General features: G+C 47.6%; 32 protein-coding genes. 18 read left to right on the forward strand and 14 right to left on the reverse strand.

From position 1 onward, the window contains the following. Nucleotides 1–34: 34 nt before the first annotated feature. Complete coding sequence (locus BFR57_RS04945) at nucleotides 35–646, forward strand: YjaG family protein (protein WP_071462929.1); 612 nt, start codon at nucleotides 35–37, stop codon at nucleotides 644–646. Here the strand turns inward: BFR57_RS04945 and BFR57_RS04950 are convergent. Next, a complete protein-coding gene (locus BFR57_RS04950) occupies nucleotides 631–909 on the reverse strand; it encodes a DUF1145 domain-containing protein (RefSeq protein WP_071462930.1) in 279 nt (92 codons plus the stop codon). The genes BFR57_RS04945 and BFR57_RS04950 overlap by 16 nt on opposite strands. Continuing rightward, nucleotides 906–1,505, reverse strand: a complete 600-nt coding sequence (rsmD, locus tag BFR57_RS04955; RefSeq protein WP_143441047.1) for a 16S rRNA (guanine(966)-N(2))-methyltransferase RsmD — start codon at nucleotides 1,503–1,505, stop codon at nucleotides 906–908. Before rsmD ends, BFR57_RS04950 begins: the two co-directional genes overlap by 4 nt. A gap of 109 nt (nucleotides 1,506–1,614) precedes the next feature. Between rsmD and ftsY the strand changes: the two genes are divergently transcribed. From ftsY to BFR57_RS12715, 5 genes are all read left to right on the forward strand, one after another. Then, entirely contained in the window at nucleotides 1,615–2,835 is a 1,221-nt protein-coding gene (gene ftsY / locus BFR57_RS04960; RefSeq protein WP_071462932.1) for a signal recognition particle-docking protein FtsY, read from the forward strand. Between the two features lie 17 nt (nucleotides 2,836–2,852). Further along, complete coding sequence (ftsE, locus tag BFR57_RS04965) at nucleotides 2,853–3,530, forward strand: cell division ATP-binding protein FtsE (RefSeq protein ID WP_071462933.1); 678 nt, start codon at nucleotides 2,853–2,855, stop codon at nucleotides 3,528–3,530. Further along, a complete protein-coding gene (gene ftsX, locus BFR57_RS04970) occupies nucleotides 3,527–4,519 on the forward strand; it encodes a permease-like cell division protein FtsX (RefSeq protein WP_071462934.1) in 993 nt (330 codons plus the stop codon). The genes ftsE and ftsX overlap by 4 nt, the downstream gene beginning before the upstream one ends. Nucleotides 4,520–4,702: 183 nt before the next feature. After that, complete coding sequence (gene rpoH / locus BFR57_RS04975; RefSeq protein ID WP_071462935.1) at nucleotides 4,703–5,563, forward strand: RNA polymerase sigma factor RpoH; 861 nt, start codon at nucleotides 4,703–4,705, stop codon at nucleotides 5,561–5,563. A gap of 81 nt (nucleotides 5,564–5,644) precedes the next feature. Continuing rightward, the gene (locus BFR57_RS12715; protein WP_083405043.1) at nucleotides 5,645–5,902 is read left to right on the forward strand and encodes a YkgJ family cysteine cluster protein; all 258 of its coding nucleotides are present in this window, start codon (nucleotides 5,645–5,647) and stop codon (nucleotides 5,900–5,902) included. On the opposite strand, the gene BFR57_RS04980 is transcribed toward BFR57_RS12715, so the two are convergent. Genes BFR57_RS04980 through gpmI form a run of 3 tightly spaced genes read right to left on the reverse strand, consistent with a single transcriptional unit; the run spans nucleotide 5,864 to nucleotide 9,306 of the window. Next, the gene (locus tag BFR57_RS04980) at nucleotides 5,864–6,640 is read right to left on the reverse strand and encodes a divergent polysaccharide deacetylase family protein (RefSeq protein ID WP_253183605.1); all 777 of its coding nucleotides are present in this window, start codon (nucleotides 6,638–6,640) and stop codon (nucleotides 5,864–5,866) included. The two genes, BFR57_RS12715 and BFR57_RS04980, sit on opposite strands and share 39 nt — an antisense overlap. After that, nucleotides 6,628–7,770, reverse strand: a complete 1,143-nt coding sequence (locus BFR57_RS04985) for a peptidoglycan DD-metalloendopeptidase family protein (protein WP_071462936.1) — start codon at nucleotides 7,768–7,770, stop codon at nucleotides 6,628–6,630. Before BFR57_RS04985 ends, BFR57_RS04980 begins: the two co-directional genes overlap by 13 nt. Before the next feature lie 3 nt (nucleotides 7,771–7,773). Beyond that, nucleotides 7,774–9,306: a 2,3-bisphosphoglycerate-independent phosphoglycerate mutase gene (gpmI, locus tag BFR57_RS04990; RefSeq protein WP_071462937.1), complete on the reverse strand. Its 1,533-nt coding sequence runs from the start codon at nucleotides 9,304–9,306 to the stop codon at nucleotides 7,774–7,776. 186 nt (nucleotides 9,307–9,492) lie between these two features. Here gpmI and BFR57_RS04995 point away from each other — a divergent pair, with 186 nt between their 5' ends. The 3 genes from BFR57_RS04995 (at nucleotide 9,493) to gpsA (ending at nucleotide 11,519) form a co-directional block, all read left to right on the forward strand. Next, nucleotides 9,493–9,924, forward strand: coding sequence for a rhodanese-like domain-containing protein (locus BFR57_RS04995; RefSeq protein WP_071462938.1), 432 nt, complete (start codon nucleotides 9,493–9,495; stop codon nucleotides 9,922–9,924). A gap of 82 nt (nucleotides 9,925–10,006) precedes the next feature. Next, nucleotides 10,007–10,501 carry a protein-export chaperone SecB gene (gene secB, locus BFR57_RS05000; RefSeq protein ID WP_071462939.1) on the forward strand — a complete coding sequence of 165 codons (495 nt, stop codon included), beginning with the start codon at nucleotides 10,007–10,009 and terminating at the stop codon, nucleotides 10,499–10,501. A gap of 16 nt (nucleotides 10,502–10,517) precedes the next feature. Further along, nucleotides 10,518–11,519 (forward strand): NAD(P)H-dependent glycerol-3-phosphate dehydrogenase, encoded by a 1,002-nt coding sequence (gpsA, locus tag BFR57_RS05005; protein WP_071462940.1) that lies wholly within the window; start codon nucleotides 10,518–10,520, stop codon nucleotides 11,517–11,519. Between the two features lie 15 nt (nucleotides 11,520–11,534). Here the strand turns inward: gpsA and slmA are convergent, their stop codons facing one another. Genes slmA through coaBC form a run of 3 tightly spaced genes read right to left on the reverse strand, consistent with a single transcriptional unit; the run spans nucleotide 11,535 to nucleotide 13,836 of the window. Beyond that, nucleotides 11,535–12,128, reverse strand: coding sequence for a nucleoid occlusion factor SlmA (slmA, locus tag BFR57_RS05010; protein WP_071462941.1), 594 nt, complete (start codon nucleotides 12,126–12,128; stop codon nucleotides 11,535–11,537). Between the two features lie 16 nt (nucleotides 12,129–12,144). Then, on the reverse strand, nucleotides 12,145–12,600 hold the full coding sequence (gene dut / locus BFR57_RS05015; RefSeq protein WP_071462942.1) for a dUTP diphosphatase: 456 nt from the start codon (nucleotides 12,598–12,600) through the stop codon (nucleotides 12,145–12,147). 18 nt (nucleotides 12,601–12,618) lie between these two features. After that, entirely contained in the window at nucleotides 12,619–13,836 is a 1,218-nt protein-coding gene (gene coaBC, locus BFR57_RS05020; RefSeq protein ID WP_071462943.1) for a bifunctional phosphopantothenoylcysteine decarboxylase/phosphopantothenate--cysteine ligase CoaBC, read from the reverse strand. 106 nt (nucleotides 13,837–13,942) lie between these two features. Between coaBC and radC the strand changes: the two genes are divergently transcribed. The 3 genes from radC to rpmG all read left to right on the forward strand — a co-directional run bounded on the left by radC (nucleotide 13,943) and on the right by rpmG (nucleotide 15,202). After that, nucleotides 13,943–14,617, forward strand: a complete 675-nt coding sequence (radC, locus tag BFR57_RS05025; RefSeq protein WP_071462944.1) for a DNA repair protein RadC — start codon at nucleotides 13,943–13,945, stop codon at nucleotides 14,615–14,617. Between the two features lie 180 nt (nucleotides 14,618–14,797). Continuing rightward, complete coding sequence (rpmB, locus tag BFR57_RS05030; RefSeq protein WP_006953864.1) at nucleotides 14,798–15,034, forward strand: 50S ribosomal protein L28; 237 nt, start codon at nucleotides 14,798–14,800, stop codon at nucleotides 15,032–15,034. Nucleotides 15,035–15,046: 12 nt separating this feature from the next. Further along, nucleotides 15,047–15,202 (forward strand): 50S ribosomal protein L33, encoded by a 156-nt coding sequence (rpmG, locus tag BFR57_RS05035; RefSeq protein ID WP_006953863.1) that lies wholly within the window; start codon nucleotides 15,047–15,049, stop codon nucleotides 15,200–15,202. A gap of 82 nt (nucleotides 15,203–15,284) precedes the next feature. On the opposite strand, the gene BFR57_RS05040 is transcribed toward rpmG, so the two are convergent. Beyond that, nucleotides 15,285–15,917 carry a 2OG-Fe(II) oxygenase gene (locus BFR57_RS05040; RefSeq protein ID WP_071462945.1) on the reverse strand — a complete coding sequence of 211 codons (633 nt, stop codon included), beginning with the start codon at nucleotides 15,915–15,917 and terminating at the stop codon, nucleotides 15,285–15,287. A 79-nt stretch (nucleotides 15,918–15,996) separates the two neighbouring features. On the opposite strand from BFR57_RS05040, the gene BFR57_RS05045 reads away from it, so the two are divergent. Next, nucleotides 15,997–16,482 (forward strand): hypothetical protein, encoded by a 486-nt coding sequence (locus tag BFR57_RS05045; protein WP_071462946.1) that lies wholly within the window; start codon nucleotides 15,997–15,999, stop codon nucleotides 16,480–16,482. Between the two features lie 12 nt (nucleotides 16,483–16,494). Beyond that, nucleotides 16,495–17,307, forward strand: a complete 813-nt coding sequence (mutM, locus tag BFR57_RS05050; RefSeq protein WP_071462947.1) for a bifunctional DNA-formamidopyrimidine glycosylase/DNA-(apurinic or apyrimidinic site) lyase — start codon at nucleotides 16,495–16,497, stop codon at nucleotides 17,305–17,307. On the opposite strand, the gene bioH is transcribed toward mutM, so the two are convergent. Then, nucleotides 17,308–18,072 carry a pimeloyl-ACP methyl ester esterase BioH gene (gene bioH, locus BFR57_RS05055; RefSeq protein ID WP_071462948.1) on the reverse strand — a complete coding sequence of 255 codons (765 nt, stop codon included), beginning with the start codon at nucleotides 18,070–18,072 and terminating at the stop codon, nucleotides 17,308–17,310. A gap of 129 nt (nucleotides 18,073–18,201) precedes the next feature. Between bioH and BFR57_RS05060 the strand changes: the two genes are divergently transcribed. The 3 genes from BFR57_RS05060 to BFR57_RS05070 all read left to right on the forward strand — a co-directional run bounded on the left by BFR57_RS05060 (nucleotide 18,202) and on the right by BFR57_RS05070 (nucleotide 20,977). Beyond that, on the forward strand, nucleotides 18,202–18,849 hold the full coding sequence (locus tag BFR57_RS05060) for a ComF family protein (protein WP_071462949.1): 648 nt from the start codon (nucleotides 18,202–18,204) through the stop codon (nucleotides 18,847–18,849). A 38-nt stretch (nucleotides 18,850–18,887) separates the two neighbouring features. Beyond that, on the forward strand, nucleotides 18,888–19,466 hold the full coding sequence (gene nfuA / locus BFR57_RS05065; RefSeq protein WP_071462950.1) for a Fe-S biogenesis protein NfuA: 579 nt from the start codon (nucleotides 18,888–18,890) through the stop codon (nucleotides 19,464–19,466). Between the two features lie 116 nt (nucleotides 19,467–19,582). Beyond that, the gene (locus tag BFR57_RS05070) at nucleotides 19,583–20,977 is read left to right on the forward strand and encodes a DUF4397 domain-containing protein (protein ID WP_071462951.1); all 1,395 of its coding nucleotides are present in this window, start codon (nucleotides 19,583–19,585) and stop codon (nucleotides 20,975–20,977) included. On the opposite strand, the gene BFR57_RS05075 is transcribed toward BFR57_RS05070, so the two are convergent. Next, the gene (locus tag BFR57_RS05075; RefSeq protein WP_071462952.1) at nucleotides 20,948–22,261 is read right to left on the reverse strand and encodes an MATE family efflux transporter; all 1,314 of its coding nucleotides are present in this window, start codon (nucleotides 22,259–22,261) and stop codon (nucleotides 20,948–20,950) included. The genes BFR57_RS05070 and BFR57_RS05075 overlap by 30 nt on opposite strands. 72 nt (nucleotides 22,262–22,333) lie before the next feature. Here BFR57_RS05075 and BFR57_RS05080 point away from each other — a divergent pair, with 72 nt between their 5' ends. Beyond that, the gene (locus BFR57_RS05080) at nucleotides 22,334–23,404 is read left to right on the forward strand and encodes a polysaccharide deacetylase family protein (protein WP_071462953.1); all 1,071 of its coding nucleotides are present in this window, start codon (nucleotides 22,334–22,336) and stop codon (nucleotides 23,402–23,404) included. On the opposite strand, the gene BFR57_RS05085 is transcribed toward BFR57_RS05080, so the two are convergent. The 3 genes from BFR57_RS05085 to BFR57_RS05095 are packed head-to-tail and all read right to left on the reverse strand — an operon-like array spanning nucleotide 23,401 to nucleotide 25,929. Then, nucleotides 23,401–24,021 (reverse strand): SCO family protein, encoded by a 621-nt coding sequence (locus tag BFR57_RS05085; RefSeq protein ID WP_071462954.1) that lies wholly within the window; start codon nucleotides 24,019–24,021, stop codon nucleotides 23,401–23,403. The two genes, BFR57_RS05080 and BFR57_RS05085, sit on opposite strands and share 4 nt — an antisense overlap. 9 nt (nucleotides 24,022–24,030) lie before the next feature. Beyond that, on the reverse strand, nucleotides 24,031–24,927 hold the full coding sequence (gene cyoE / locus BFR57_RS05090; protein WP_071462955.1) for a heme o synthase: 897 nt from the start codon (nucleotides 24,925–24,927) through the stop codon (nucleotides 24,031–24,033). A gap of 9 nt (nucleotides 24,928–24,936) precedes the next feature. Further along, nucleotides 24,937–25,929 (reverse strand): heme A synthase, encoded by a 993-nt coding sequence (locus tag BFR57_RS05095; protein WP_071462956.1) that lies wholly within the window; start codon nucleotides 25,927–25,929, stop codon nucleotides 24,937–24,939. Nucleotides 25,930–25,933 lie beyond the last annotated feature (4 nt).

Genomic DNA, 25,933 nt, shown 5'->3' on the forward strand with positions numbered 1-25,933 from the left:
AATACGGGTCCTTCAGCGAAAACGAGGATTGCTTGTGGGTCAATTAAATACGTTTCAGCGCATCCGTGCGATGGAAACCGAAAAACAATCATTGTTTGCATTGTATCTGTGCGAGCGGATGCTGCCAAATTATGAATTTTTTCATCAGCTCACGGGGTTCGGTGAACTCAAACCGCTGCGTGGTGCACTCAACGCGCTATGGGACCGTCATGCTAATCCTAAACACAGCAAAATTAATGCGGAACGTTGGCAAGAGAAAGTCGATGAAGTGACGCCGAGTGAATATGGTCATGACATGCTCGGGGTATATCCTGCGATGGATGCGTGTACTGCTATCAGTACCTTGCTGCAAGGCGTGCTCGATAAAGACTCAAAAAACTTTGTTGATGTGGCGAAAGTATCGCAAGCCTCGGTGGCTAAATTCATTGAACTCAATATCGCCGATGAGGTGCCCGCCGAGCAGTTACGAGAGGCGGTTAATCAACATGAGTTGTATCAGTACGAAGTTGAAATGCAGCAAGCGATGCTCAACTATCTCGAAGCGCAACCGACAGTGACTAAGGCATTGGTTAACCAGCTGAAGCAAATGGTGGCCGATGAAGGTATCTCTAACATCGGCCTTGAAGTGAATCAGTCATCAGACTGACGTGCGTAGATTGTTAGCCATCCAAAAATGCCGAAGATAAGAATCTGCCAGCCATCTCCCTTTTTCCAAGGGAGCTGAGCTTTCATCGTGGCAACAAAAATCCCCAGCAATAACAAATGCATAATGACAAGTATGCCGAGTAACATGGCAATTAGCCCATAAGCTTGGGTGCTCATGTCGACGACTAAACCCGACAAAAGCGCAAGCAAAGCAATCCATATAATGGCAAAAATAGCTTTGCCGAGAAGTAAAATCATATTCATGCGTGTGTTGTCTCTTCAGTTGATGGAGTGAGCAGCCTAAAGCTGACCTGACCGTGATGTTTTTCTCTGAGGATATCGAAGTCATTGAAGACTTCAGGCGGCAGGTTGCGTTCACTTTCGACGTAAACTAGCGAATCCGAATGTAACCACTCACCTCGTTTCAGCGCGTCAAGCGTCGGACTGACGAGTGATTTATTAAACGGTGGATCGATAAATACGATGTCTAGCTTAGTGTGTTGAGTTGATTCCGCTATTAGCCAATCGAGAGCGCTTTGTTGTATCACATTAATTTGTGGTGCCGATAAGCGACTGACATTTTGCTTCAATTGCTGCGCCGCCGCCTTATCCATCTCTATCAGAGTTACCTGTTGGGCGCCTCTCGATGCGGCTTCAAAGCCTAAGCTGCCGCTGCCAGCAAACAGGTCAGCAACTTGTGCACCTTGAATATCAAATTGCAGCCAATTAAATAAGGTTTCTCGTACGCGATCCGTGGTGGGGCGAAGTCCCTCGGCTGTCAGTATGGGCAGCTTGCGACCGCGCCATTGCCCGGCAATGAGGCGCAATTCCCCTGTTTTCTTGTTGCTTTGCTTTCTCACAATATAATCGGCCTGGTTAATTATCTGGGTGCGTCGTCAGTTTCGCTACAGCGTGGTAAACTATCACTAGTTTAACGATTTAATGGTTGTAGTTCCAAGGTATTCAATTATGGCAAAAGGTTTGTTTTCAATGTTTCGACGCAATAAATCGTCGAAACAAGATGAGAAAGAAATAAAACAAGATGAACAAGAGCAGCAGTCGAGCCCACGTGATGCTGATGCAACGGAAGACTGTGCGCAAGTGACGGCCGATTCAGCCGCAGGAAAGCCGTTACCCAAGGTCGAGCCGGAACCACCTAAGCAGTCTGAGCCTGAACCTGAACTCGAACCTGAGGTTGTCTCTACAAACGAGACAGGAGCTGAGTCTAACATTGAGGCTGAAGCAGCACCCGCTAAGAAGAAGGGGCTTTGGGCTCGTTTGACCGAGGGACTCAAGCGGACATCGGGCAGTATTGGCTCGGGCTTATTCGGCGTTTTTAAAGGTAAGAAGATCGATGACGATCTGTTTGAAGAGCTGGAAACGCAGCTATTAATGGCTGATTTAGGTGTGAAAACGACCACAAAAATCATCGATAATCTGACGCATCAAGCGGATCGCAAACAACTTAAAGATGCCGAAGCGCTGTATGAATTGCTACAAGAGCAGATGGAAGCCTTGCTCGAGCCGGTTGATAAGCCGCTAGCGATCGATACGAGTAAAACGCCCTACGTTATTTTGATGACTGGTGTAAATGGTGTGGGTAAAACCACCACCATTGGTAAGCTCGCTAAACAGTTCAAACGCGAGGGTAAGTCAGTCATGCTCGCAGCCGGGGACACGTTCCGCGCCGCTGCTGTAGAACAGTTACAGATTTGGGGCGAACGCAACGAAATCCCTGTCATTGCACAACAAACCGGTTCTGATAGTGCATCGGTATTGTTCGATGCAATGCAGGCGGCGAAAGCCCGTGGCATAGACGTGCTTATTGCCGATACGGCTGGGCGTTTGCAAAATAAATCTAACCTCATGGAAGAACTGAAGAAAATTGTACGGGTGATGAAAAAGCAGGATCCAGAAGCGCCCCACGAAGTGATGCTGACATTAGATGCGGGCACCGGTCAGAATGCCATCTCGCAAGCTAAACTGTTTACCGAAGCTGTAGGGGTGAGCGGTATCGTGATGACGAAACTGGATGGAACTGCAAAAGGGGGCGTCATCTTTGCCGTTGCTGATGAGTTCAAAATACCGATCCGATACATTGGTGTGGGCGAGCAACTGGACGATCTAAGGCCATTTGTCGCGCGAGACTTTATTCAAGCGCTATTTGACCGTAAGCTAGACCAAGAATAAAACAACCTTAAGACACTATGATACGCTTCGAGCAAGTCAGTAAAACCTATCCTGGGGGGCACCAAGCCCTCAGTCATGTTGATTTTCATGTTGAACCCGGCGAGATGGCGTTTCTGACAGGACACTCCGGCGCGGGTAAAAGTACCTTACTCAAGTTAATCAGTGTGATGGAGCGTCCGACCGCCGGTCGAGTGCGTATCAATGGTCATGATCTCAATACAATTAAGCCGAGGCAGGTTCCTTTCGTACGTCGCGACATTGGTATGATATTTCAAGACCATCGGCTGTTAATGGACAAATCGGTGTTTGATAACGTCGCACTACCCTTAATCATAGAAGGTTACAGCGTACAAGAGGCCCGTAAACGAGTGCTTGCGGCCCTTGAAAAGGTTGGTTTGGCGGACAAATATCGGCATTTTCCCATGATGCTCTCAGGTGGTGAACAGCAGCGAGTCGGTATTGCACGCGCTATCGTAACAAAACCACCGTTACTATTAGCCGACGAACCGACGGGTAACCTAGACCCTAAGCTCTCAATGGATATTATTCGGCTATTTGAGGAGTTTAACCAAGTCGGTGTATCGGTTCTTATTGCGACGCACGATTTAGGTCTGATTGCGCGGTTAAAATATCGGACTTTGACCTTAAAAGAGGGACGGCTCATTAATGATGGTTTGCAGGAGCAATCGGTATGAGTCTATTGTTCCGTAACCGAGTGATCGAAAAAGGCGCACAGCAGCAAAAGGGGTTGCCACTTTGGCGGCGCTTGTTGATGGTGCCGGTTCACCACCTACAACAGGCAGTGAGTAGCTTAGGTGAGTTATGGCGAAACCCAATTGCTAGCTTAATGACGGTCGCTGTACTCGGGTTAAGCTTAACATTACCCAGTGCGCTGTATGTGATGGTGAAAAATACCACCCAAATTGCTGATCAGTGGCAGCAAGCCTCTGAAATTTCTTTATTTCTGCGTACTGATGCAAGCCAACAATCGGTTGCTACACTGAAGCAGCAAATAAGTATTCGTAATGACGTTGAGTCGGTTCAGTGGGTTACTAAACAAGCAGGGTTCGAACAGTTTAAAGCGACCTCAGGCTTCGGTGAAACACTGGATTATTTCGATAGTAATCCACTGCCTGATGTGCTCATTGTCACGCCCGCACAACAAGCACGGACCCCAGCACGAGCCGAGGCGTTGTTAGAGGAGCTTCAGCAAGCGCGTGAAGTGCAAATGGGTAAGCTTGATGTTGCTTGGCTGTCGCGCTTGCAAGCGATTGTCGACTTAATTCAGGACGTATTGGCCGCATTAGCATTGTTGTTATGTATCTCTGTGATTCTGATCGTCAGCAATACGATCCGTCTGAATATACTCAGTAAACGTGATGAGATCGTTATAATGAAGCTGGTCGGAGCCACCGACGCATTTATTCAACGGCCGTTTCTTTATACCGGTGTTTGGTATGGTGTTGCAGGCGGCGTGATTGCATGGTTGGCAACCCAATTATTGATCTGGTGGATAGGTTCTGCCGTAACGGATGTAACTGAATTATATCAATCACAGTTTTCCCTTTCAGGATTGACTGTGGGAGAGATGTTAATGGTCTGGTTGGTCGCTGTGGCGCTGGGCTTAATCGGTAGTTTTTTAGCGGTGAGAAAGCACATAAAAAGTATCGAACCAGACGCATGATCGAAAACGATCGCAAGACTTGCGTTGACAAACATGCGCGTTATACTGAGATTCTTGGCGAGTGTTTTTTTCGGGTCCAGTAATAACGACCTGTTGCGCTAAAGGGAACTTGCGTGTAAAAAAACGGTCATATGAATAGGCTATGCTAGTCGATACATGTAGTGAGTAATTAGAGGTTGTTAAATGAGCACTGAATTAAAAACCATGGCTTTATCGGTCCCTCAGGGCGGGGGTCTTGACGGTTACATTCAGTCAGTCAACCGCATTCCAATGCTGAGCGCTGAGAAAGAAAAAGCGCTGGCAAAACGTTTGCAGGAAGATAAAGACTTAGATGCAGCGAAAGAGTTAATCATGTCGCATCTACGTTTTGTCGTGCATATCGCCCGTGGCTATTCTGGCTACGGCCTGCCGCAAGCGGATTTGATTCAAGAAGGTAACATTGGTCTCATGAAAGCGGTAAAACGCTTTAACCCAGAAGTGGGTGTGCGCCTTGTTTCATTTGCTGTGCATTGGATTAAGGCAGAGATTCACGAATATGTATTGCGTAATTGGCGAGTTGTTAAAGTCGCTACCACCAAAGCGCAGCGTAAATTGTTTTTCAATTTGCGTAAAATGAAGAAACGTTTAGGCTGGTTCAATCAAGACGAAGTCGAAACGGTGGCAAAAGAACTAGGTGTTTCGAGCAAAGAAGTCATGGAAATGGAAGCGCGGATGAGTGCTCATGACCAAGCTTTTGAACTGAGTTCTGACGACGACGATTCTAAAGAAGGCTCGACTTACTCACCCGCGATGTATCTCGAGGATAAACGCTCGGACCTTGCGGAAGAAATCGAAACTGAAGACTACGAAGCACATACTCAGAAGAAGCTGTTCTCAGCGATGGGTGAGCTTGATGAACGTAGTCAGGATATCGTTCAGTCACGTTGGTTGTCCGAGAGTAAATCAACACTGCACGATCTTGCTGCAAAATATGAGGTATCGGCTGAACGAGTGCGTCAACTCGAGCAAAATGCGATGAAAAAGCTTCGTGCAGCGATGTCCTAGCTGACTTTGAATTATCTTGAAAGGCGCTACTTTTGTAGCGCCTTTTTCGTTTCTGTTTGTCTCTTTTTTTAGGGGGTGTTCATGGATTGTCGTTTGGGGTGTGGCGCCTGCTGCATTGCCCCTTCCATCAGTTCACCGATTCCTGGGATGCCAGAGGGGAAAAAGGCAGGTGAACGCTGCGTCCAACTTGACGACGACAACTTGTGTCGTTTGTTTGGTGATCCACGCCGACCACAGGTGTGTTCAGATTTTGATGCGACACGCGATGTGTGTGGTGATAACCGCGCGCAAGCGCTTATTCTATTGACTCGTCTGGAGCAAGCTACTGGGAATGCTTGAATCGCTTTTAATCGTTAGTTCCGACGCAAAGACTAATTGCACACCATCCTGATCTAACGAGCCCAAGCGCCGCTTTAAAAAAGCAATCGTTTCGGGGTAGGGATGCCCGATAGCTATCGCTGCACCCTGTTGGTGAGCAATTCGGATTAATTCATCAAATTGCTGAGTAAGATACCGCTCACTTGTTTCGTTATCGATAAAAACATGACGGCGCGCGACAGGCACCTGATAGTGGTGTGCGATTTGCTCGGCGACGGTATACTCAGTGGTGCGGCTGTCTACGAAATACAAGTCATGATTCTTCAGTGACTCCATCACCGCTTGCATGGGTTGAGTAAGTTGTGTGAGTTGGCTACCCATGTGATTGTTGATACCGGCTACATAAGGAATATCATCTAATACTTGACGGAGTTTTAGTTTTATCTCTGCACTCGACATATCAGATGTTAGCGCACCTAAGCCCAGTGCATTACCCGCTAAAGCTTGCATTGGAACATGCGCCATAATTTGTTTGCCTTGATGATGCGCTTTTAAGGCAAAAGACCGACCGTACGGGGTAAAAGGTAACACGGCAAACGTAACGTCACCAGGTAACTCAGCTGCCGCTAGATCTTCAGGATGGTTACCGATGTCATCAATGATAATCGCAATTTTATCGCTAGCGATCACAGGCGTGGTCAATAAAAAGCTAAGAAAAATCAGATACAAGTAGCGGTGCATAGCAGTTAGCGGATCCATTGGGTTGGATTTTCCGGTTGACCTTTAAAGCGGATTTCGAAGTACAGCGCCGGTGAGTTCTGTGCCCCGCTTTGACCCATCAGCGCAATTTCCTCGTTCTGTTGTACCTCTTCGCCAACATTCTTGAATATCACTTGATTGTAGCCATAAAGACTCATATAGCCCTCACCGTGATCAATCACTATTACTAGCCCGAATCCGCGTAACCAGTCGGCAAAAACAACACGACCATCGGCAATGCTGCGGATGCTTTGTCCCTGTTCACCATCAATTAGCACGCCTTTCCAGCGAATAGGGCCTTCGCGACGTTCGCCGAACAAACGCTGCACTTTACCATTGGTTGGCCACTGTAAGCTCGCTTTGATAGGTTTTAATCCGATTAACTCAATGCGATCACTAAGTGCCTCTTCGATTGCTGCGATAACCTGCTCCAGCTCGGCTTGGCTGCTTCGTAACTCAGCGATTTTTTCTTCCTCTGAGCGTTGTTCATTGCGCAGCTTAGCAATCGCCTGCTCTTGTTTTTCTTGTTGCTCGGTCAGTGCGGACCGTTGCGCTGTTTGCTCAGCGCGTAGCTCAGTTTGCTGCTGATATTGTGCCTGCAGCGCTTGTTTGACCTGTTCTAATTGAGCCTGTGTTTTTTTTAAGCTGTCGATCGCTGCAATACGGGCATCGTTCAGGTACTTATAATAAGTCAGCTGACGTTCTAAAGAGGATGCCTTTTGCTGATTCAATAGCAACTTGAGATAATCGTAATCTCCGTTTGCATAGGCAGCGATGACTTGATCTTTCAACGCGTTCAGTTGTTCACGGATGTCTGCTTCGAGCCGAGTTTGCTCCGCTTCATTATTGTCGATCTTGCTTTCTAACTGTTGTAACCGTTGTCGCGTGTTTTGTAGTGTCTCAGCGAGCTTGGCGGTGCGTAACTCCAGTTTCTTAAGCGCCTGTTGACTTGATGTGAGCGCTTGTTTGCGTGATTCAAAAGCCTCAAGCCGAGATTCGATCTCGGCTTGAATTGCTTTAAGCTCTGCCTGCTTCTCAGCTTTTGTTTGTTCGGTCGGCTGTTGCGCAAGCGCTACAACAGAGACCAAAGAAACGGCGAGAAGGAGGCTCCACGCAACGAGTTTCAACATCAATTAATCGTCCAGTTGCATGAGCGTTTTACCCGTCATTTCATTCGGCTGCTCAAGCCCCATTAGATGCAACATGGTAGGCGCCACATCGGAGAGAATGCCATTACGTGGTGTTGCATGACGACCGACATAGATAAACGGAACAAGCTCGCTGGTATGCGCTGTGTGGGCTTGTCCAGTGCTAGGGTCGCTCATCTGTTCGGCATTACCGTGGTCAGCGGTAATAAGACATTCACCACCGACTTTTTGCAATGCTTCAACCACTCGTCCCACAGAGTGGTCAACGGCTTCACAGGCCTTCACCGCCGCATCAAAGTTACCCGTATGACCGACCATGTCACCATTGGGGTAGTTACAAATAATGACGTCATACTTTTGTCCATCAACGGCTTCAACGATCGCATCAGTGAGCTGCTCTGAACTCATCTCAGGTTGCAGGTCGTAGGTTTTTACTTTTGGTGAAGGAATGAGTTTGCGTTGTTCGCCATCAAACTCTTCTTCGCGTCCTCCACTAAAGAAGAATGTGACATGCGCGTATTTCTCGGTTTCAGAAATGCGCAGTTGCGTTTTATCGTGCTTAGCTAACCACTCGCCTAAGACATTGTCGAGTCTTACAGGTGGAAAGGCGCAGGGGGTATCAAACTCATCGGCATACTGAGTCAGCATGACAAACCCACTGAGTTGTTTGCGAATGCCACGCTCAAACGTATCAAGTTCATTATCAATAAACGCACGTGTCATCTCGCGCGCCCGATCAGCGCGGAAATTCATAAAGAATACCGCATCACCGTCCTCTATCGCAGCCGGCTCTCCAATGACCACCGGGCTGACAAACTCATCGGACTCGCCACGTTCATAAGCGTCGGCGAGGGCATTAAGCGCATTATTGGCATGCTGTTCAGCACGTCCATGATAAACTGCGTTAAACGCGCCTTCGATGCGCTCCCAGCGATTATCTCGGTCCATTGCGTAAAAGCGACCGGATAAAGAGGCAAAACGGCCAACACCCAAGCGTTCAAACAATGCTTCAAACTTTTCAATGGAGGGACGTGCTGATTTAGGTGGTGTGTCACGACCATCGAGGAAGCCATGAACATATATCCGTTGAGCACCTTTCTTGTGGGCCAGTTCAACCATCGCCATGAGGTGCTCCTCATGACTGTGAACACCTCCTGCGGAAAGTAGCCCCATGATATGAACAGCACCATTTTTAGTAACTGCCTGCTCAACGTTTTCAGTCAACACAGGATTATCGAAAAACTCGCCAGTTTTTATGCTTTGTGAAATGCGCGTGAAGTCTTGATAAACAACACGACCTGCACCCAAATTAACGTGGCCTACCTCTGAATTGCCCATTTGGCCATCGGGCAAACCAACAGCTCCACCTGAGCCATCGACTAAACAGTGAGGGTATTCATTCCACAATCGATCCATCACTGGCGTATTCGCCGCAGTTATCGCGTTGTCTGGAGCTGAATCGCGGTATCCCCAGCCATCTAAGATCATCAAAACCAAAGGTTTTTTATCATGTGCCATATCGACTACCTATGCGCTTGAAAGCAAAAATCAATTGTGTTCAGTTTACTGGATTTCTGTCTATTTCGCATCCACTCGATTTGCTATTGGTAGTTAGGGCTTCAGAGGGTATACTTTCCCTCTCTAAAAGGACATACCCTCCACCTGTGAGGGGTCACCATTAACCGAATAAATAAACGAGTTAGCATGCAACAATTAATGACATTTGTAGCGAATAATCCATTCATGAGCGGACTGTGGATTGTTCTTTTGCTCGCGTTAATCATTATGACTATTCGCTCTACCATGCAAGGTATCAAGCAGTTACAGGCGCAACAAGCTATTATCTGGACTAACCGTGAAAACGGTACGTTTGTTGATATTCGCTCGACTGACGAATACCGCAAAGGTCACGTGAGTGGAGCGATATCGTTGCCACAACAGCAGATCAAAGACAAAAAAGTGCATGCTATTGAAAAGTTTAAGGATGCCCCCATTGTATTGGTATGCAACACTGGACATACTGCGATCTCGGTCGCTAAAGGTTTACAAGAACAAGGCTTTAACCAAGTCGCTGTCCTAGCAGGTGGCATGAATGCTTGGCGCAATGATAAGTTACCCATTGCAACAGGAAAGTAGTTTTTAATTAAAAATTTAGCTAAAGTCGATAACCGACAATTTAGTTTAGTGAATAACCAACGTTTTAATAGGAAGTATCATCATGGCTGACGAACAGCAAGCAAATGGCGCAACTGCCGAAAATCAACAACAACAACCGCAGTTTGCTATCCAACGCGTTTACACCAAAGACGTTTCTTTTGAAGCGCCTAACTCGCCTTCAGTATTCCGTAAAGAGTGGAAGCCAGACCTGAAGCTCGATATGAACGTTAAGCATGAAAAGCTTGAAGATAACGTTTATGAAGTTGTACTTACTTTAACTGCAACAAATAAAGTGGGCGAAGAAGTCGCATTCCTTTGTGAAGTTCATCAAGCGGGTATCTTCACCATCGGTGACGAAGTTCAAGAAGGTCAATTAGCGCATACATTAGGTTCTTTCTGTCCGAACATCTTGTTCCCATATGCACGTGAGTGCGTGGCAAGCTTGGTTAACCGTGCGACTTTCCCACAGTTGAACTTGGCGCCTGTAAACTTTGATGCAATCTTCGCGCAACACGTTCAGCAACAGCAAGCACAACAACAGCAAGCTGACGCGTAAGGACTAGTTGCTTAATATGAAGCAAGCAGAAGTTGCGATTCTAGGGGCGGGGTCTTATGGCACCGCCCTTGCTATTTGTTTCGCCCGAAAAGGTGTCAAAACGATTCTTTGGGGGCGCGACGAAGTACAAGTTGCGGCGATGCGAGAGCATCGCGAAAACGCTCACTACCTTCCAGGATGCAAGTTCCCGGAGAGTTTAGCTGTAACGGCTGACATTAACGAAGCGGTCAACGGTGTAAAAAATGTAGTCGTGGTTGTTCCGAGTCACGCGTTCGCCGATATCTTAACAACCATAAAGCCTATGTTAGATCCACATGCGCGTGTCGCATGGGCAACCAAAGGTTTAGAGCCAGAGAGCGGGCGCTTACTTTATGAGGTGGCTGAAGAAGCGCTTGGTCAAACACACGCGTTGGCGGTTTTGTCCGGACCGACCTTTGCGATTGAAATGGCGAAGGGTTTGCCGACCGCGATCTCGATGTCATCAACTGACCAAGATTTTGTCGATGAACTCTCGGAAATGCTACATTGCGAGCGGTCATTTCGTGTCTACACCAATGATGACTTCATCGGCGTACAACTCGGTGGTGCAGTAAAAAACGTCATAGCGATTGGTGCCGGCATGGCGGATGGTATTGGTTTTGGCGCGAATGCACGTACAGCGCTTATTACCCGCGGTTTGGCGGAGCTAACTCGATTAGGTCTTAAGCTCGGTGCCAAAAGCGAGACGTTTACGGGGATGGCCGGTTTAGGTGACTTAATTCTCACGTGTACGGATAATCAGTCGCGTAATCGTCGATTTGGTTTAGCGTTGGGTCAAGGCAAGTCAGTCGATGACGCTCTAAAATCTATCGGACAAGCAGTCGAGGGCTATCGCAATACTCGAGAAGTTGTGTCTTTGGCGCATCGTGAAGACTGCGAAATGCCCATCTGCGAGCAGATTTATAAAGTGCTTTATGAGGGTAAGGCACCAGAGGAAGCAGCTATCGCGTTATTGAGTCGAGCTAAGAAAAACGAATGACGAAAACACTGGCTGCTAAGAAGCAGCCAGTAATTGTTGTTCGATAAGTTGCCACTGGTGTTCAAAATGTTCTGTCGGTAGGCGTTTAAAGTCTGAACGCACGAATTGACTGATCTTTCCATCAGCAAATGATAGCAATAAGTTTGCTAATACACCTTCTTCCACAGCGAACCGTTTTTGCTCTCTCAGTGCTTTTTCACGCAAAACTTGTTTAAGTTGTGACTCAATGCGGTTGAACAAGTCTTCTATCCGATGACGTAGTCGATCGTGCTCGCCCATCAGTGCATCACCTGAAATGACACGAGTAATACCTGGGTTCCTTTCAGCGAAAGTAAGTACTAACTTAAGTATGGTTTGGCAACGAGTTAGCGTGTCCTTTTCCTCGTTCATGATCAAGTTAATACGGCTCAACAGCGTATCTTCGACGAACTCAATAAGTCCCTCGAACATGCGTGCCTTCGATGGAAAATGACGATACAGCGCCGCTTCAGATACGCCCAAGTTAGCCGCTAACTTAGCTGTTGTAATACGTTGTCCAGGACTTGTTTCCAACATCGCGGCAAGGGCTTGTAGAATTTCTTCACGACGGTTTCTTTTTTGTTGTGTCATCGCGTTATCCAATTATTTATTGCTTACCAGAATGGCCAAATCCGCCTTCGCCACGATCACTAGTGGCAAATTCATCGACAACCTTAAGTTGTGCTTGAACGACGGGTACGATAACGAGCTGTGCAATGCGATCGCCCGGCTCAATTAGATAATCCTTATCACTACGGTTCCATACCGAAACCTTTAATTCGCCTTGATAGTCAGAGTCAATGAGACCGACCAGATTGCCGAGTACGATACCGTGTTTATGACCTAAACCCGATCGTGGTAGCAGGGTAGCGGCGTAGCCTGGATCGCCAATATGCATCGCGATACCCGTACCAATTAACTGGGTTTGTCCCGCGGCAATATTCATTGGCGTATCGATACAGGCGCGCAGATCCATGCCTGCTGAGCCGGTAGTGGCATATTCAGGAAGCGGAATATCGGTGCCAATCTTGGGGTTCAGTATTTTAACTTCTACCGAGGTCATAGTGATTCGGTTCCTCAATTATTTACGAAAGTTCTTATGAAAGTGGCTCGCAATATAGCGCGTTAGTTGGTGGGCAAGTGACGCTTTAGTTTGTTGTTCAAACACCACTCGGTCGTTCGTACTAAGTACCACAACAGCGTTTTCTTCACTATTGAAGCCAATATCGTTATTACTCACATCGTTCGCGATGATGAGCGCCAAATTTTTACGCTTCAGCTTATCCATCGCATAGGTTTCGACATCTCGTGTTTCTGCGGCGAAACCGACGCACATTGGAGGCATATCTTGTCCTGCGATAGTTTTCAGAATATCGGGATTCTCGACCAGCTCCAGTGTAGGTGCATCTGTTTGTGCGGTCTTTTTCATTTTGTGTTCAGCGACATTAACTACACGGTAGTCCGCCACCGCAGCACAGCCAATAAAAATATCACACGGCTGAGCGAGCGCAGCATCCAACATATCGCGCGCCGATTCCACATCGATACGGTTAACGCCAAACGGTGTTGGCAGATCGACAGGGCCAGCAATGAGCGTCACTTTGGCACCGTGTTTAGCTGCCGCTTGCGCCAATGCAAAGCCCATTTTACCTGAACTGTGGTTACTGATGTATCTTACTGGATCAATAGCTTCTCGTGTCGGTCCTGCCGTGATGGTAAGGTGAACCCCCTCTAACGGCTTATCCGTCGAACCTTGCAACTGCTCGATAATAAACGCTTTGATCTGGTGTGGCTCACTCATGCGGCCGGCACCCACATCACCACATGCTTGTGATCCGGATTCAGGTCCAATCGCACGTACACCACGCGCGATTAATTGTGTCATGTTGGCTTGTACCGCGGGGTGTTGCCACATTTGCTGATTCATCGCGGGGGCTAATAGCAGGGGCGCTGAAGTCGCCAAACACACTGTGCTTAGTAAATCGTCGGCAAAGCCGTGAGCTAGCCGAGCCAGTGTATTAGCACTGGCAGGAGCAATCATGACGACATCGGCCCACTTAGCGAGTTCAATGTGACCCATACCGGCTTCTGCCTGTGTGTCGAGTAGTTCACTATGCACTTCTTCACCCGATACCGCTTGCAGCGTCATGGGAGTAACAAAGGCCTCGCCACCTCGAGTTAACACCACTCGCACCTGTGCGCCTTCATCTTTAAGGCGACGTATCAATTCAGGGATTTTATAGGCGGCTATGCCCCCGGTAATACCCAGTAAAATATGTTGACCTGTAAGTGCGCTCATGACGATTCACCAACGTCCGTATGTTAAGACACGTAAAGATAACATGAGCTACGGCAAGGCGGTAGTCTGTCTGGCTATACTCTGGCATTTTAGCGGAGCCTAGCAAATGAGTGTAAAGTCGTGGCCTGAGTCTGAACGCCCGCGGGAAAAACTTCAGCAATTGGGGGCAAGCGCGTTATCCGATGCGGAATTATTGGCAATCTTAATAGGTAGCGGGTGTCGCGGTCTGGATGTGGTCACCTTTGCTCGACAGTTGTTGGTACAATTCAATGGCATCGGCCCATTGCTGACATCATCGAATGAGCAGTTAATGGCGGTCAAAGGACTCGGTCCCGCGCGTATTAACCAGTTGCAAGTGGTACTGGAGTTATCTAAACGCTATTTAGCTTGGCAACTCTCAAGGCGCGATGGATTTACTGAACCTTCGATGGTGAAAGAGTATCTCTCGACTCAGTTGCGGCATCAACGTCGCGAGGTTTTTGCGTTATTGTTGCTTGATAGCCAACATCGACTGCTGCGTTATGAGGAATTATTTTACGGTACCATCAATGCGGCTCCGGTCTATCCACGTGAGGTCCTCAAATTAGTCATGCAACATAACGCCGCAGCGGTTATTCTCGCACATAATCACCCTTCGGGTGTCGCCGAGCCGAGTCAGGCCGATAAAAGAGTTACAGAGCGGCTTCAAAAAGCACTGTCGCTGATAGATGTTGCATTGCTGGATCATTTCGTGATCGGCAGTGGCGATCCGGTTTCATTTGCCGAAAGAGGGCTTATTTAATAATCACTGGAGATCTATTGCAAGATAGCGTAAAATTGCGCCCGAACGATCACAGAGATCAAAAAACCGCCGTTTTAGCTTGATTAGCGGGCCTGTTTGCTGTATAAAATGCGCCCTCGGATTTCTAGGCAAGGTCAAATTGGGCGACAGGCGAGCTTGCAGCAATTTTGGAGTAGAGACATGTCACAAGTATGCCAAGTTACAGGTAAGCGTCCGGTAGTCGGTAACAACCGCTCGCACGCACGCAATGCGACTAAGCGTCGCTTTTTACCAAACTTACAAACTCACCGCTTCTGGGTTGAGAGCGAGAAGCGTTGGGTGAAATTACGCATTTCTACCAAAGGTATGCGTATCATCGATAAAAATGGTATTGACTCGGTATTAGCGGATCTCCGCGGCCGTGGTATCAAGGTGTAAGGAACAGATATTATGCGCGATAAGATTCGTTTGGTGTCGTCTGCTGGTACAGGTTATTTCTATACTACAGACAAAAATAAACGCACCATGCCAGAGAAAATGGAGATCAAAAAGTTCGATCCAGTGGTTCGTAAACACGTGATCTTCAAAGAAGCGAAAATCAAGTAATTTGACTTCGCTTCGCAAAAAACCGGCTTAAAGGCCGGTTTTTTTATGTCTAAAATTCATCCTTACAAAGGTTACTGGTGGCCTAGCGTGGGGGATCGATGATACCGGAAATGCTCGCGTTTAATCGGAACCAACCTGTTAAGCTAAAGCGATCACGTTGGCTGGGAAGTACTTCGTGAACAAACTGATCACTTAAGAAAACCACTAGCGTACCGCGCTTGGGTAAGACTTTTTCCAATACCTCACCTCGTTTTCCATAGATCACCAACTCGCCACCATCTGTTTCGTTCCACTCTGGGTTAAGGTAGAGCACTGTCGTAAGCTTACGGTTGCTTTTACCTTTAAAAGCGTCGAGATGTTTTTTATAAAAAGCACCTTTAGGATAATGTGCCAGGTGACACTCGTAATCGAATAGCCCCATAAAAAGTGAGCGATTTACGGCGAGTCGCAATTCTTCCATAACACCAAGAAAAGGCTTGCCATAGGCGCTATTATCGTCTAACCAGATAATCCTATCGTTACGTACCATCGTATTAATGGCGTGGCTTTGTGCTCGACCGATAGCCGCAGTTTGCCAATGTGGAGAAGCAATTTGGTTGGCCTCTTGATACAGTGGATCTGAGACCGCATGAGGTAAAAAGCTCGGAATGATCGCGTAACCGCGCTCAACTAAATCGTCGAGTATCGCGTCAATGTGGTGAGGTATTTTTTCCATAGCCATGATTAAATAATATGAGCGGCGAGAATATAAAGTATTATTGTGGTATCAACAATTGTTTTATCAAAGATAGTGTATGGATATTAATGAGAAACGTCGGTTCTTTGGACTCACGTTAAAAAAAAGCACTTGGAACAACATTATTGTGTATGTCGTGCTACTCATTGTGGCGACGTTTTGGTTTGTGTTTCCTAACCCGAACACTGAAACGAGTTCCGGGCCCACTCAACGTCTAATGAGTGATGCCGATCAACTGACGGGCATTGAGTTCGATGGTTCCATTTATCGCATCGATGATCAGCAGTGGCGTTGCGAAGGTAATTGTAAAGCGTCGCCTGACCAAGTTCAGAGTTTAGTCAGTAAGTGGCAAAACCTAGCAATTTCATCCACAACTCAGCGGCCTCAAGGTGAAGCAAAGCAAGTGATTTTGTTATTTGGTAACAACAATTACGCGGAGGTCGAGCTATACAGTCAACCGACGCTGATCTTAAGGTTGCCACAACAAAACCAATTATTTTTGGTTGAGAACGCCACCCAAGCATCATTAACCCCTAATCATTAACGGAGCCAAGCTGTGCCAGAGTTACCTGAAGTTGAAGTCAGCCGGATGGGCATAGCCCCACACATCGAAGGCCATAAAATAACACGTGTTAATGTATATGATGCGCGGTTGCGTTGGCCTGTACCCGAACAAGTGCACCAGGTAGAGGGGGGCGACTTGATTCGAGTGAAGCGTAGGGCAAAGTACTTATTATTGGAAACCGAGCAGGGCGTATTGATTCTGCACTTGGGGATGTCTGGCAAGTTGCGCGTGGTTCCCATCGACACCCCACGTGTTAAGCACGACCATATACAAATTGAGTTTTCTTCGGGCCAGTGCCTACGACTCAACGACCCTCGCCGGTTTGGCGCTTTGCTGTTTACCGAGGATAACGTTGATGAGCATAAACTATTGGCGATGCTCGGCCCAGAGCCATTAACCGAGTACTTTAATGCCGATTATCTGTTTGAGCGTTCGCGCGATAAGAAGCAGTCGATAAAAACCTTCATTATGGATAACCATCAGGTCGTCGGTGTCGGAAATATATACGCTAACGAAGCGTTATTTAAAGCAGGTATTCATCCTAAACGCGCTGCCGGTGCGATTAGTAAAGCGCGCTATGAGCGGTTAGTTATGCATATAAAAGAAACGCTGGCTGAAGCGATAAAACAGGGTGGTACTACGTTACGCGATTTTACGCGTGCTGATGGTTCCCCGGGCTATTTTGCACAAAAGCTACAAGTCTATGGTCGTGGCGGTAAGATGTGCATGCGCTGTAAAAAGCCACTGCGTGAGATCCGCTTAGGTCAACGCAGCACGGTGTATTGCACACAATGCCAGCGTTAGTTAACCATTGATAAATCGTGTCAGCTGCTGAATAAACAGCTCAGGTTCGGTGATAAACGGTGCATGAGCGCTTTCGTTAAAAATACAACATGACGACTGCGTCGCTAATTTATCGGTCGCCTGAGCAGCACTAATCGGCACTAAACCATCAAGGCGACCATACATACGTAATAGCGGCACTTTAATCGTTTGAAGCGTTTCTCTAAGGTCGGTCTGTTCGAGCAGTGTCAGTCCCGTCGCTAACGTCTCTTCGGATGCAAGAGGTGATTTAAATAACCATTGCTTGAGTTGCTTAACTTGTTGTTTGGCGTCTTTGCTTCCCATTGCTTGTAACGCGAGAAAGCGCTCAACCGTTTTACGAAAGTCATTATGTAAGTCGTTCTCTAATTGCTTCATCAGGCGCGGTTTAATCCCCGGCCAGTCACTTTGCTCTAAAAAGTAGGGTGACGAGGCAACGGTCACTAACTTATTCACACGGTCGGGGTACTTTGCAGCGGTAGCCGTTGCTACTAACCCTCCCATCGACCAACCTAGGATGTGAAAGCGTTTCGGTAAATGAGGGAGGAGTGCTTCTGCAATGGCATCAACTGACTGCGGGAGTGCTTCATCATGGCTGTCTCCAAATCCCGGGATATCTACTAACCACAATTTAAATGTTTTGCTAAGTGGCTCCTTTATTGAACTCCAAACATGACGGTTCATCCCCCAGCCATGGAGTACAACTAAATCTTCGCCTTGCCCTAGTTGGTCTATCGCAATACTCACTATGTTTCTCTTTTTACCGACTGAATAATCAAAATGTTACCTTGGCTAACTCACCTCGCTATCATACTGCAATTCAATGATTGTGTCTTTTGCCAGCAATCCACGCGCGCCTTGACGGGGATCTGTGATATGTGTAGCTCACAGTTACCACGGATGTTTCCACGCTCATATCGACATTTGCTGATGAGTAATGCGCCTTCATTCGCCAAGCATATGTTAAAACGACAGCGCCTCTGTATTAGTGTCTGGCGTTATCGACAGGCCATACGTTGGTTGCTGAATCGTTATAAGGAAGGTGGAAATAGTCACTGGACACGTATATTAGCACTGCAGTTGAGCGCACAAGCACTGCTCGTGTACCGTTACCACAATCAGCCACTACCTGAGTATTTAGTAGCCATGCCTTGCTTTGAAGCAGACTGGCGAGCACGCGGCTTTCATCCGGCAGGTCTTATTACCCATGAATGTGGACGATTACTTGACATTAAGGTGGTAAAGCGCGGTTTATATTGGATAAAACACGTCGAGAAGCAAAAACTCGCGAGCCGTCAACAACGTTGGATTAACCGAATGGAGGCTATGAGCGCGGCCCGTCTGTTATCGTGTCACTCGATTGCGGTCATTGATGATATCTGTACCACAGGCGCAAGTCTGTGCGCCGCGAGCGAGGCGCTGTATAACGTGGGGGCGTCCTCGGTTGATGTGTGGAGCTTAGCATACAACCCTCGCCAGCCGCCGACAGACACTAGTCTTTTAACTGTGTCTGCGTTAGAATAAAACCTAGTAAATTACTCAAGTATAGGGACGGTGAAATTATGATCCGCATTTCGGAATCTGCGCAAAAGCACTTCTGTAAGTTGTTAGCTGATCAGCCCGAAGGTACCAACATTCGTGTGTTTGTTGTCAATCCAGGTATGCCGAATGCTGAGTGCGGTGTGTCTTACTGCCCACCCGATTCGGTTGAGCCTGATGATGAGCGTCTGCCATTTAATGGTTTTGATGCTGTCGTTGACTCAGGTAGCGCGCCATTTTTAGAAGACGCAGTCATTGACTTTGAAGAGCAAGAGTTAGGTTCGCAGCTGACATTAAAAGCGCCTAACGCTAAAGCACGTAAAGTTGCCGATGATGCGCCATTAATTGATCGTGTTGAATACGTTATTCAAGCAGAGATTAACCCGCAGCTTGCCAATCATGGCGGTCATGTGTTGGTAACAGAGATTACTGATGACGGAAAAGCGGTTCTACAATTTGGTGGTGGCTGTAATGGCTGCAGCATGATCGATGTGACGGTTAAAAATGGTATCGAGAAAGAATTGATTGAACGTTTCCCAAATGAAATCACAGGCGTCAAAGATGTAACTGAACATGAGCGTGGGGAACACTCGTACTACTAGCTCTGTTTAACTATACAAGTTTACAAAAGCTTTACAAAATTTGTTAATTAGATGTGATCCCTCGCATTTATATGCTTCGTAGTGATATTTGCCCTAATCATTACGAGGAATTTACAATGCGAGGAATCACAAAGTTCAGTTTACTACTTTTACCGACGCTTGTCTTGTCGGGTTGTTGGCTAGATGATGACGACAACGATGACGAAGTTGTTGTTGAGCCTACACCAGAAAGTAGCTTCGTGCGCGTGCACCACACCGCATCAGACGCCCCTAACGTCAATGTGCTAGCGGGTGACACGGCACTGTTAGAAGATGTGCCATATCAGGCTAGCTCAAGTATCCTTGAAGTCGATGCTGGCGAATATTCGATTACAGTCGAAGGCATTTTACCTGACGCATCGACCGCAGCTGTTATTGGCCCGGCTGATCTCACGTTCAATGCAGATACCCGTTATGAAGTATTTGCTGTGGGAAACGTCGGTGATGAGAGCATAGAGCCTTTAGTCATTAGTAACCCAGTATCGGACGTTGCAAGTGGTAATAGCCGCATTCAAGTGGTACACGCTGCTTATAATGCGCCAGGTGTTGATGTGTATTTAACAGCTCCTGACGCAGCACTTGCCGACGCATCGCCCGCTGCAACATTGGAGTTCAGTGATGACTCCGGTCAAGTCTCGGTTGAAGCCGGTGACTATCGTGTTCGTCTAACCCCAGTAGGTGAAACAACCGTGGTCTATGACTCGGGTACTATTGCGCTGCCAGATGGTAGCGACTATATCGTTGCCGCAACAGATAATACAGCAACGGGCGATTCACCTGTGACGCTACAGATTGCGACGGGTGACGGTACAGTGTTAGTGCCTGACGCAAACGCAGGATCTGATGTACGTGTTATTCACGCCGCTGCCGACGCACCGAATGTTGATGTAACGCTGAATAACGCAGCCGATCCGCAAATCACTGATCTTGCGTTTCAATCAGCAACTGACTATATCAACGTCGCAGAAGGTGACTATTTGGTCGATGTCGCCGCAACAGGTGGCACACCGCAAGTGTTAGATGATGTCGAGTTCTCGCTAGAAGCCACAATGAGTTATAGCATTTATGCGGTGGGTGCTTTAGGTGATGACTCATTAGCTCTACAGGCATTAACTGAGCAACGTCGTAGTATCGCAACGGCCGCGCAGCTTCAAGTGGTGCATGCGTCTCCTTCAGCAGGTAACGTGGATATCTATTTGACCGCAGCTGAAGATATTAGCGATGCTGATCCCGTTGTTGCCGATGTACCTTTTGATGTTGAAGGCTTGGTGTCAACAGGTAGCTTACAAGTCACTCCAGGTGAATACTACGCGACTGTCACTGCAGCAGGCACTAAGACTGCAGCAATTGGTCCTGTATTATTCAACTTAGAAGGTGGTGGTATCTATACAGTTATCGCGGTAGATGCTGACGGTGGTGGCACACCTCCACAGGTTATTTTACTAGACGACCTTGCGACTCCTGCGCAGTAACCAAATCGCTTGGTAAACAGCACGCATAATGAGAAAGCCACTCAGAGCCAGCCACAAACCATGGTTCTCGAGTGGCTTACTTAGCCACCAAATCGGGATAAAACCAGTAATAGCCGCAAGCAACATGGTATCTCGCATGGCTTTTGACCATGCTAGACCGATAAACACACCATCCAGCCAATAGCTCCAATGTGCAAGCAACGGTAGTGCGACCACCCACGGTAAATAGCGCATTGCAGTATCCACTACGGCTGATAAGTCAGTAATCAAGCCAATAATTTGCTGTCCTAACAACCAAAATATGAGTGAATAGCCGACCGCGAACAGGCTCGACCACAACAGTGTAATCCTGCACCAGTAGCGTACTTGATTTGGGCGACTTCGTCCTTTGGCTTCGCCGGCTAACGCCTCAACAGCATATGCGATGCCATCAAGCCCAAGTGATATCAGCATTAAGAATTGCATTAACACTGCATTGGCAGCCACTATGGTCGTGCCATATCGTGCGGCGTAGCCTGTCATCATCGCCATGCAAAGTTGCAGTGTCAGGCTGCGAACAAAAATATTGCCATTAGCCTGTAAGAACAAGCTTAATTTACTGGCAACAATACGTGCCTTGCGCAACTGCCAACCTAGGGTGTGACGACACCAATAGAAACCGACGATAGCTGTTGTCCACTCAGCACAGAGTGACGCGTAGGCTGCACCTTTAACGTTCATGTTCAATCCGACGATGAGTACGAGGTCAAGCACAACGTTGACGAAGTTAGTAATAATCACTAACCACATCGCTCTTCGACTATCTTGGCGACCGAGTAAAACACCGAGGCAAATTAGTGTTGTGAGTGCCGCTGGCGCTGACCACAATCGAATCTGAATATAATCAGTCGCGTAGTCGAGTAACTGTGGGTCGGGCGCAACCAGCCACAATGAAACTGAAGTTATAAAGGGACTTAAGGCAATGATCACAATGCCGAGAAATAACGCTGTGAGGATGCCGTGAGTGAAAAGCTGATGTTGTTCAGTGGCATCATCGGCACCAAAGGCCTGAGCGATGGCGCCGGTCGTCGCCATACGAAGAAATACCGCAAGTAGGTAAATAAAGCTGACCACCATGGCGCCAATAGCAACCGATGATAGATACACGCTATTGGGTAAATGCCCGATGATAGCCGTATCAACTAAGCCTAAAAGGGGCGCAGCGATGTTCGAAATCATCATGGGTAAAGCAATCGCAAATACCCGACGGTGATCGGCGCGCGCAAAGCCCAACAACTTTTGCATTAAGCGAATTCCAACTAATTCATGTAGACTGGTATTAATGTAACATTCACCGGTAACTTTCTGGATAGTTTGATGAAATTATTAAAACTTTTTCTAACCATGACAGGGTTAATAAGCTTTTCTGCATGTGCGGGCTCGGCTAGCGAGGAATACCCTGGTGTGCATGTGCTTCAATATCATCATGTGTCGGCGACTACGCCCGCAGTCACATCTATTACCCCCGACCAGTTTGAGCAGCACCTACGTTATTTGAAAGAGCATGATTTTAATGTGGTTGCTATCGAGCAAGCCGCGGAATGGATCGATGCAGGCGCAACTATTCCACGTAAAACGGTGGTGATAACGTTTGATGACGGATATGACAATGTACTTGAAAATGCCCATCCGAAACTTAAGGAATATGGGTTTCCGTACGCTGTTTTCGTCAATCCTGATTTACTTGAAGCCCATCCGTCTGCCTATATGAGTTGGCAACAGTTGAAAACGATCGACGCCGAAGGCGCGACCATCGTGAACCATGGACAGACTCATGATCACTTAATTCGTCGCAATGAAAACGAATCAGAGGCGCAGTGGCAGGCGCGAATGAAGCAGGATGTTGTTTCGGCGCAACAAGCGATTGATGCCCAGTTAGGTGAACAACCTAAGTACTTTGCCTATCCTTACGGCGAATACTCGCCGGCACTTGAGAAGCTATTAGAGGACTGGGGCTTTAAAGGGTTTGCTCAGCATTCAGGGGCTTGGAGTCAATGGAGCCCAGCTACAGCGATCCCACGTTTTCCAGCGTCAGGACGCTACGCTAACTTAGAGACGCTGTCGGTCAAACTGAATAGTCTACCTATGGCTGTCACCCATTATACGCCGGCCGATCCGTTAGTATCTCATTCCGAAACGCGCCCGACTGTGACGGTTGAACTTAGTAAGGCAGAGGGAATGAACACGAATGCGCTGCGCTGCTTTGCAGGGAGTGATGTGCTTGAGCCTCACTGGGACTCTGAAATGCAATTTAGTGTGACCCCCAAGAGCGACATCCCGATTGGACGCTCTCGTATTAATTGCACAGCGCCGAGTACCAGTGGCGGTTATCATTGGTTTTCGGTCGCGCTCATTCGCCCCGATAGCCAAGGTACCTGGCCCGACTAACCCGCTAATATAGCAAAGTCACGGACAAGCTGTTCCATATCAACCGTTGGAATAGCGCCAGGCTCGTGGGTCGCATTAAAGATCGCGAGCCGCTTACCATCTGGGTTAACCAATATAATAGCGGCGCTATGATTAACGAGATAGTTTTCCTCGCCTTCTTCAGGAACTGAGTACATCAAGCCCAAGTCGCGTACAAAGGGAAACAACTGAGGGTGTTCTGCGCGTACGCCGACGAATTGTTCGCCAAAGTAACCTGTGTACTCTTTTAACCGATCGAGTGAGTCGCGCTGAGGGTCGACAGAAATCATCCATACTTTAACTGGTTTCTCAGCGTGTTTTTGTAGTTGCGGCAAGATACTTTTTAGCGATGACAGTGTCGTGGGGCAAATGTCGGGACAATAAGTATACCCAGTAAAAAGTAAGGTCCATTGTCCCTTGAGTGCCTCACTATCAATTTTAGTCGGTGCGGCCGTGGACTCGAGTTCAAACGGCGCGAGCGCTCGTGGTGGCTGATATACCAACGCTTCGGGCTGCTCTTGCGGCATATTAATAAAGGCAAATAGGCCGGCTACTGCTGCGAGTAATCCACCTACGATAATCAACCAGCGTGAACTCATCGGTAATCCTTATAAATAATGGTCGAATAGCAAGATGACAAACATCAGCATGAGATGCCAGATGGAGAAGGTAAACATGCTATACGCTGTATTCTTTTCAGGCGCATATTTAAGCTTCCACGCATAGCCCAAGAACACCAAGTTTAGCGCAGTCGAACCAACCAAATAGAGGGCTCCAGACATACCGACTAAATAGGGCAGCAGGCATACTACAGTCAACAAGATGGTATATAAGAAAATACAGGTTTTGGTGAACTCAATACCGTGCGTGACGGGTAGCATGGGAACTTTAGCGCGCGCGTAATCCTTTTCACGGTGCACGGCGAGAGCCCAAAAATGGGGCGGCGTCCAAGTAAACACGATCATGACTAAAAGAATCGCAAAACCGTGGATCTCATTGGTCATCGCTGTCCAACCCAACAGCGGTGGCGCGGCACCTGCCAGACCACCGATTACAATATTTTGTGGCGTGGCGCGCTTTAAAAACATGGTGTAGACCACTGCGTAACCAACCATGCTAGCAAACGTTAGCCAAGCGGTTAGCGGGTTTACCCACGCGTACAACATGACAAATCCTACCGAGCCCAATACCGCTGCAAAGGTCAACACGCGAGTAGGTGAGAGACTGCCTTGTGGTAGCGGACGACGTAAAGTTCTGGCCATCTTGGCGTCAATATGGCGGTCGACTAAATGATTAATCGCCGCTGCGGCGGCTGACATCAGGCCAATACCCACGAGCGCCGGTATCAGAGTCCAAACAGGCAATGTGCCTTGCGTCGACAAACACATACCAACCACAGCCGTCAGGAGTAGCATGGCCACCACACGTGGCTTAGTGAGCTCTAGATATTCGCGCCATTTGATGGTCTGGTGTTCGAGCTTTTTATTGCTTGTTATTGTTTGCATAAACACCTCTTACGCTTTGCGTGAAAGATTATAATTAAGTGCAACGAGCGATAGCAGCAACAGTGCACCTACCGCGTTATGAGCAACCGCCACCGGTAAGGGCAGGCTATAAAGCACATTGCTTAAGCCTACACACAGTTGGATGACGAGCAACAAAGAGACCCAACTTAATGAGCGACGGAAAAAGCCAGATTGGGCTTTGCGCCAACATTTAAACAGGAGCCAAGCTAATACCAGTGTAGTAAAGATTGCGCCAAAACGATGCATGATGTGCATCGTCATTCGATCGTCGTAATCATGCGCGCCAAATTGATAACTCGTTGCCTCGGGTATACTAAACGCGCCAGTAAAATCGAGTTGAGCCGCCCAATCACCCTCACAAAATGGCAGTTCGGTACAAGCGACCGCCGCATAGTTAGCGGCTACCCAGCCACCTAATGCAATTTGACCAATGACAACCAGTAGCGCAAATAATGCCAAACCACGGTACTTCCGCAGTTCCGGATCGCCTCCCCCGAGTCGATAAGGCTCTAAGCGCAGTGACAGCAAAAATAGTAGTGAGAGCACGCTAAAGCCGCCGAGTAAGTGACCCATGACGATGAGCGGCTGAAGATTCATGGTAACGGTTAACATGCCCAGTGTGGCTTGGAAGATGACTAATAGTAATATAAACAAGGGTAATTTCTTTGGCGCTGGCTTTGACTCAAAAGTAGAGCGCTTTTTAAGTAAAGACCCAATCGCAATAAAGAGGATTAAAACACCCAAAGCACCGGCAAAATAGCGGTGAATCATTTCATTCCAAGCTTTATGATGCTCAAGCGGCGAATCTGGAAAACGCATTTGTGCTTCGGCGACGTGATGTTCTTGAGTAGGAACACTCATAAAGCCATAGCACCCTGGCCAGTCGGGACAGCCTAAACCTGCCTCTGTAAGCCGCGTAAAAGCACCCAAAACAATGACACAAAATGCCAAAATTAAACTGATTTTAACAAGCATGCGCATGAGC

Source organism: Idiomarina sp. MD25a (assembly GCF_001870515.1).
Classification (GTDB): Bacteria; Pseudomonadota; Gammaproteobacteria; order Enterobacterales; family Alteromonadaceae; genus Idiomarina.

Coding starts and splice junctions, on each gene's coding strand:
- BFR57_RS04950 (WP_071462930.1), bottom strand. CDS start 909: ATGAATATGATTTTACTTCTCGGCAAAGCTATTTTTGCCATTATATGG.
- ftsY (WP_071462932.1), top strand. CDS start 1,615: ATGGCAAAAGGTTTGTTTTCAATGTTTCGACGCAATAAATCGTCGAAA.
- ftsE (WP_071462933.1), top strand. CDS start 2,853: ATGATACGCTTCGAGCAAGTCAGTAAAACCTATCCTGGGGGGCACCAA.
- ftsX (WP_071462934.1), top strand. CDS start 3,527: ATGAGTCTATTGTTCCGTAACCGAGTGATCGAAAAAGGCGCACAGCAG.
- rpoH (WP_071462935.1), top strand. CDS start 4,703: ATGAGCACTGAATTAAAAACCATGGCTTTATCGGTCCCTCAGGGCGGG.
- BFR57_RS12715 (WP_083405043.1), top strand. CDS start 5,645: ATGGATTGTCGTTTGGGGTGTGGCGCCTGCTGCATTGCCCCTTCCATC.
- BFR57_RS04980 (WP_253183605.1), bottom strand. CDS start 6,640: ATGGATCCGCTAACTGCTATGCACCGCTACTTGTATCTGATTTTTCTT.
- BFR57_RS04985 (WP_071462936.1), bottom strand. CDS start 7,770: ATGTTGAAACTCGTTGCGTGGAGCCTCCTTCTCGCCGTTTCTTTGGTC.
- gpmI (WP_071462937.1), bottom strand. CDS start 9,306: ATGGCACATGATAAAAAACCTTTGGTTTTGATGATCTTAGATGGCTGG.
- BFR57_RS04995 (WP_071462938.1), top strand. CDS start 9,493: ATGCAACAATTAATGACATTTGTAGCGAATAATCCATTCATGAGCGGA.
- secB (WP_071462939.1), top strand. CDS start 10,007: ATGGCTGACGAACAGCAAGCAAATGGCGCAACTGCCGAAAATCAACAA.
- gpsA (WP_071462940.1), top strand. CDS start 10,518: ATGAAGCAAGCAGAAGTTGCGATTCTAGGGGCGGGGTCTTATGGCACC.
- slmA (WP_071462941.1), bottom strand. CDS start 12,128: ATGACACAACAAAAAAGAAACCGTCGTGAAGAAATTCTACAAGCCCTT.
- dut (WP_071462942.1), bottom strand. CDS start 12,600: ATGACCTCGGTAGAAGTTAAAATACTGAACCCCAAGATTGGCACCGAT.
- coaBC (WP_071462943.1), bottom strand. CDS start 13,836: ATGAGCGCACTTACAGGTCAACATATTTTACTGGGTATTACCGGGGGC.
- radC (WP_071462944.1), top strand. CDS start 13,943: ATGAGTGTAAAGTCGTGGCCTGAGTCTGAACGCCCGCGGGAAAAACTT.
- rpmB (WP_006953864.1), top strand. CDS start 14,798: ATGTCACAAGTATGCCAAGTTACAGGTAAGCGTCCGGTAGTCGGTAAC.
- rpmG (WP_006953863.1), top strand. CDS start 15,047: ATGCGCGATAAGATTCGTTTGGTGTCGTCTGCTGGTACAGGTTATTTC.
- BFR57_RS05040 (WP_071462945.1), bottom strand. CDS start 15,917: ATGGAAAAAATACCTCACCACATTGACGCGATACTCGACGATTTAGTT.
- BFR57_RS05045 (WP_071462946.1), top strand. CDS start 15,997: ATGGATATTAATGAGAAACGTCGGTTCTTTGGACTCACGTTAAAAAAA.
- BFR57_RS05060 (WP_071462949.1), top strand. CDS start 18,202: ATGTGTAGCTCACAGTTACCACGGATGTTTCCACGCTCATATCGACAT.
- nfuA (WP_071462950.1), top strand. CDS start 18,888: ATGATCCGCATTTCGGAATCTGCGCAAAAGCACTTCTGTAAGTTGTTA.
- BFR57_RS05070 (WP_071462951.1), top strand. CDS start 19,583: ATGCGAGGAATCACAAAGTTCAGTTTACTACTTTTACCGACGCTTGTC.
- BFR57_RS05075 (WP_071462952.1), bottom strand. CDS start 22,261: ATGCAAAAGTTGTTGGGCTTTGCGCGCGCCGATCACCGTCGGGTATTT.
- BFR57_RS05080 (WP_071462953.1), top strand. CDS start 22,334: ATGAAATTATTAAAACTTTTTCTAACCATGACAGGGTTAATAAGCTTT.
- BFR57_RS05085 (WP_071462954.1), bottom strand. CDS start 24,021: ATGAGTTCACGCTGGTTGATTATCGTAGGTGGATTACTCGCAGCAGTA.
- cyoE (WP_071462955.1), bottom strand. CDS start 24,927: ATGCAAACAATAACAAGCAATAAAAAGCTCGAACACCAGACCATCAAA.
- BFR57_RS05095 (WP_071462956.1), bottom strand. CDS start 25,929: ATGCGCATGCTTGTTAAAATCAGTTTAATTTTGGCATTTTGTGTCATT.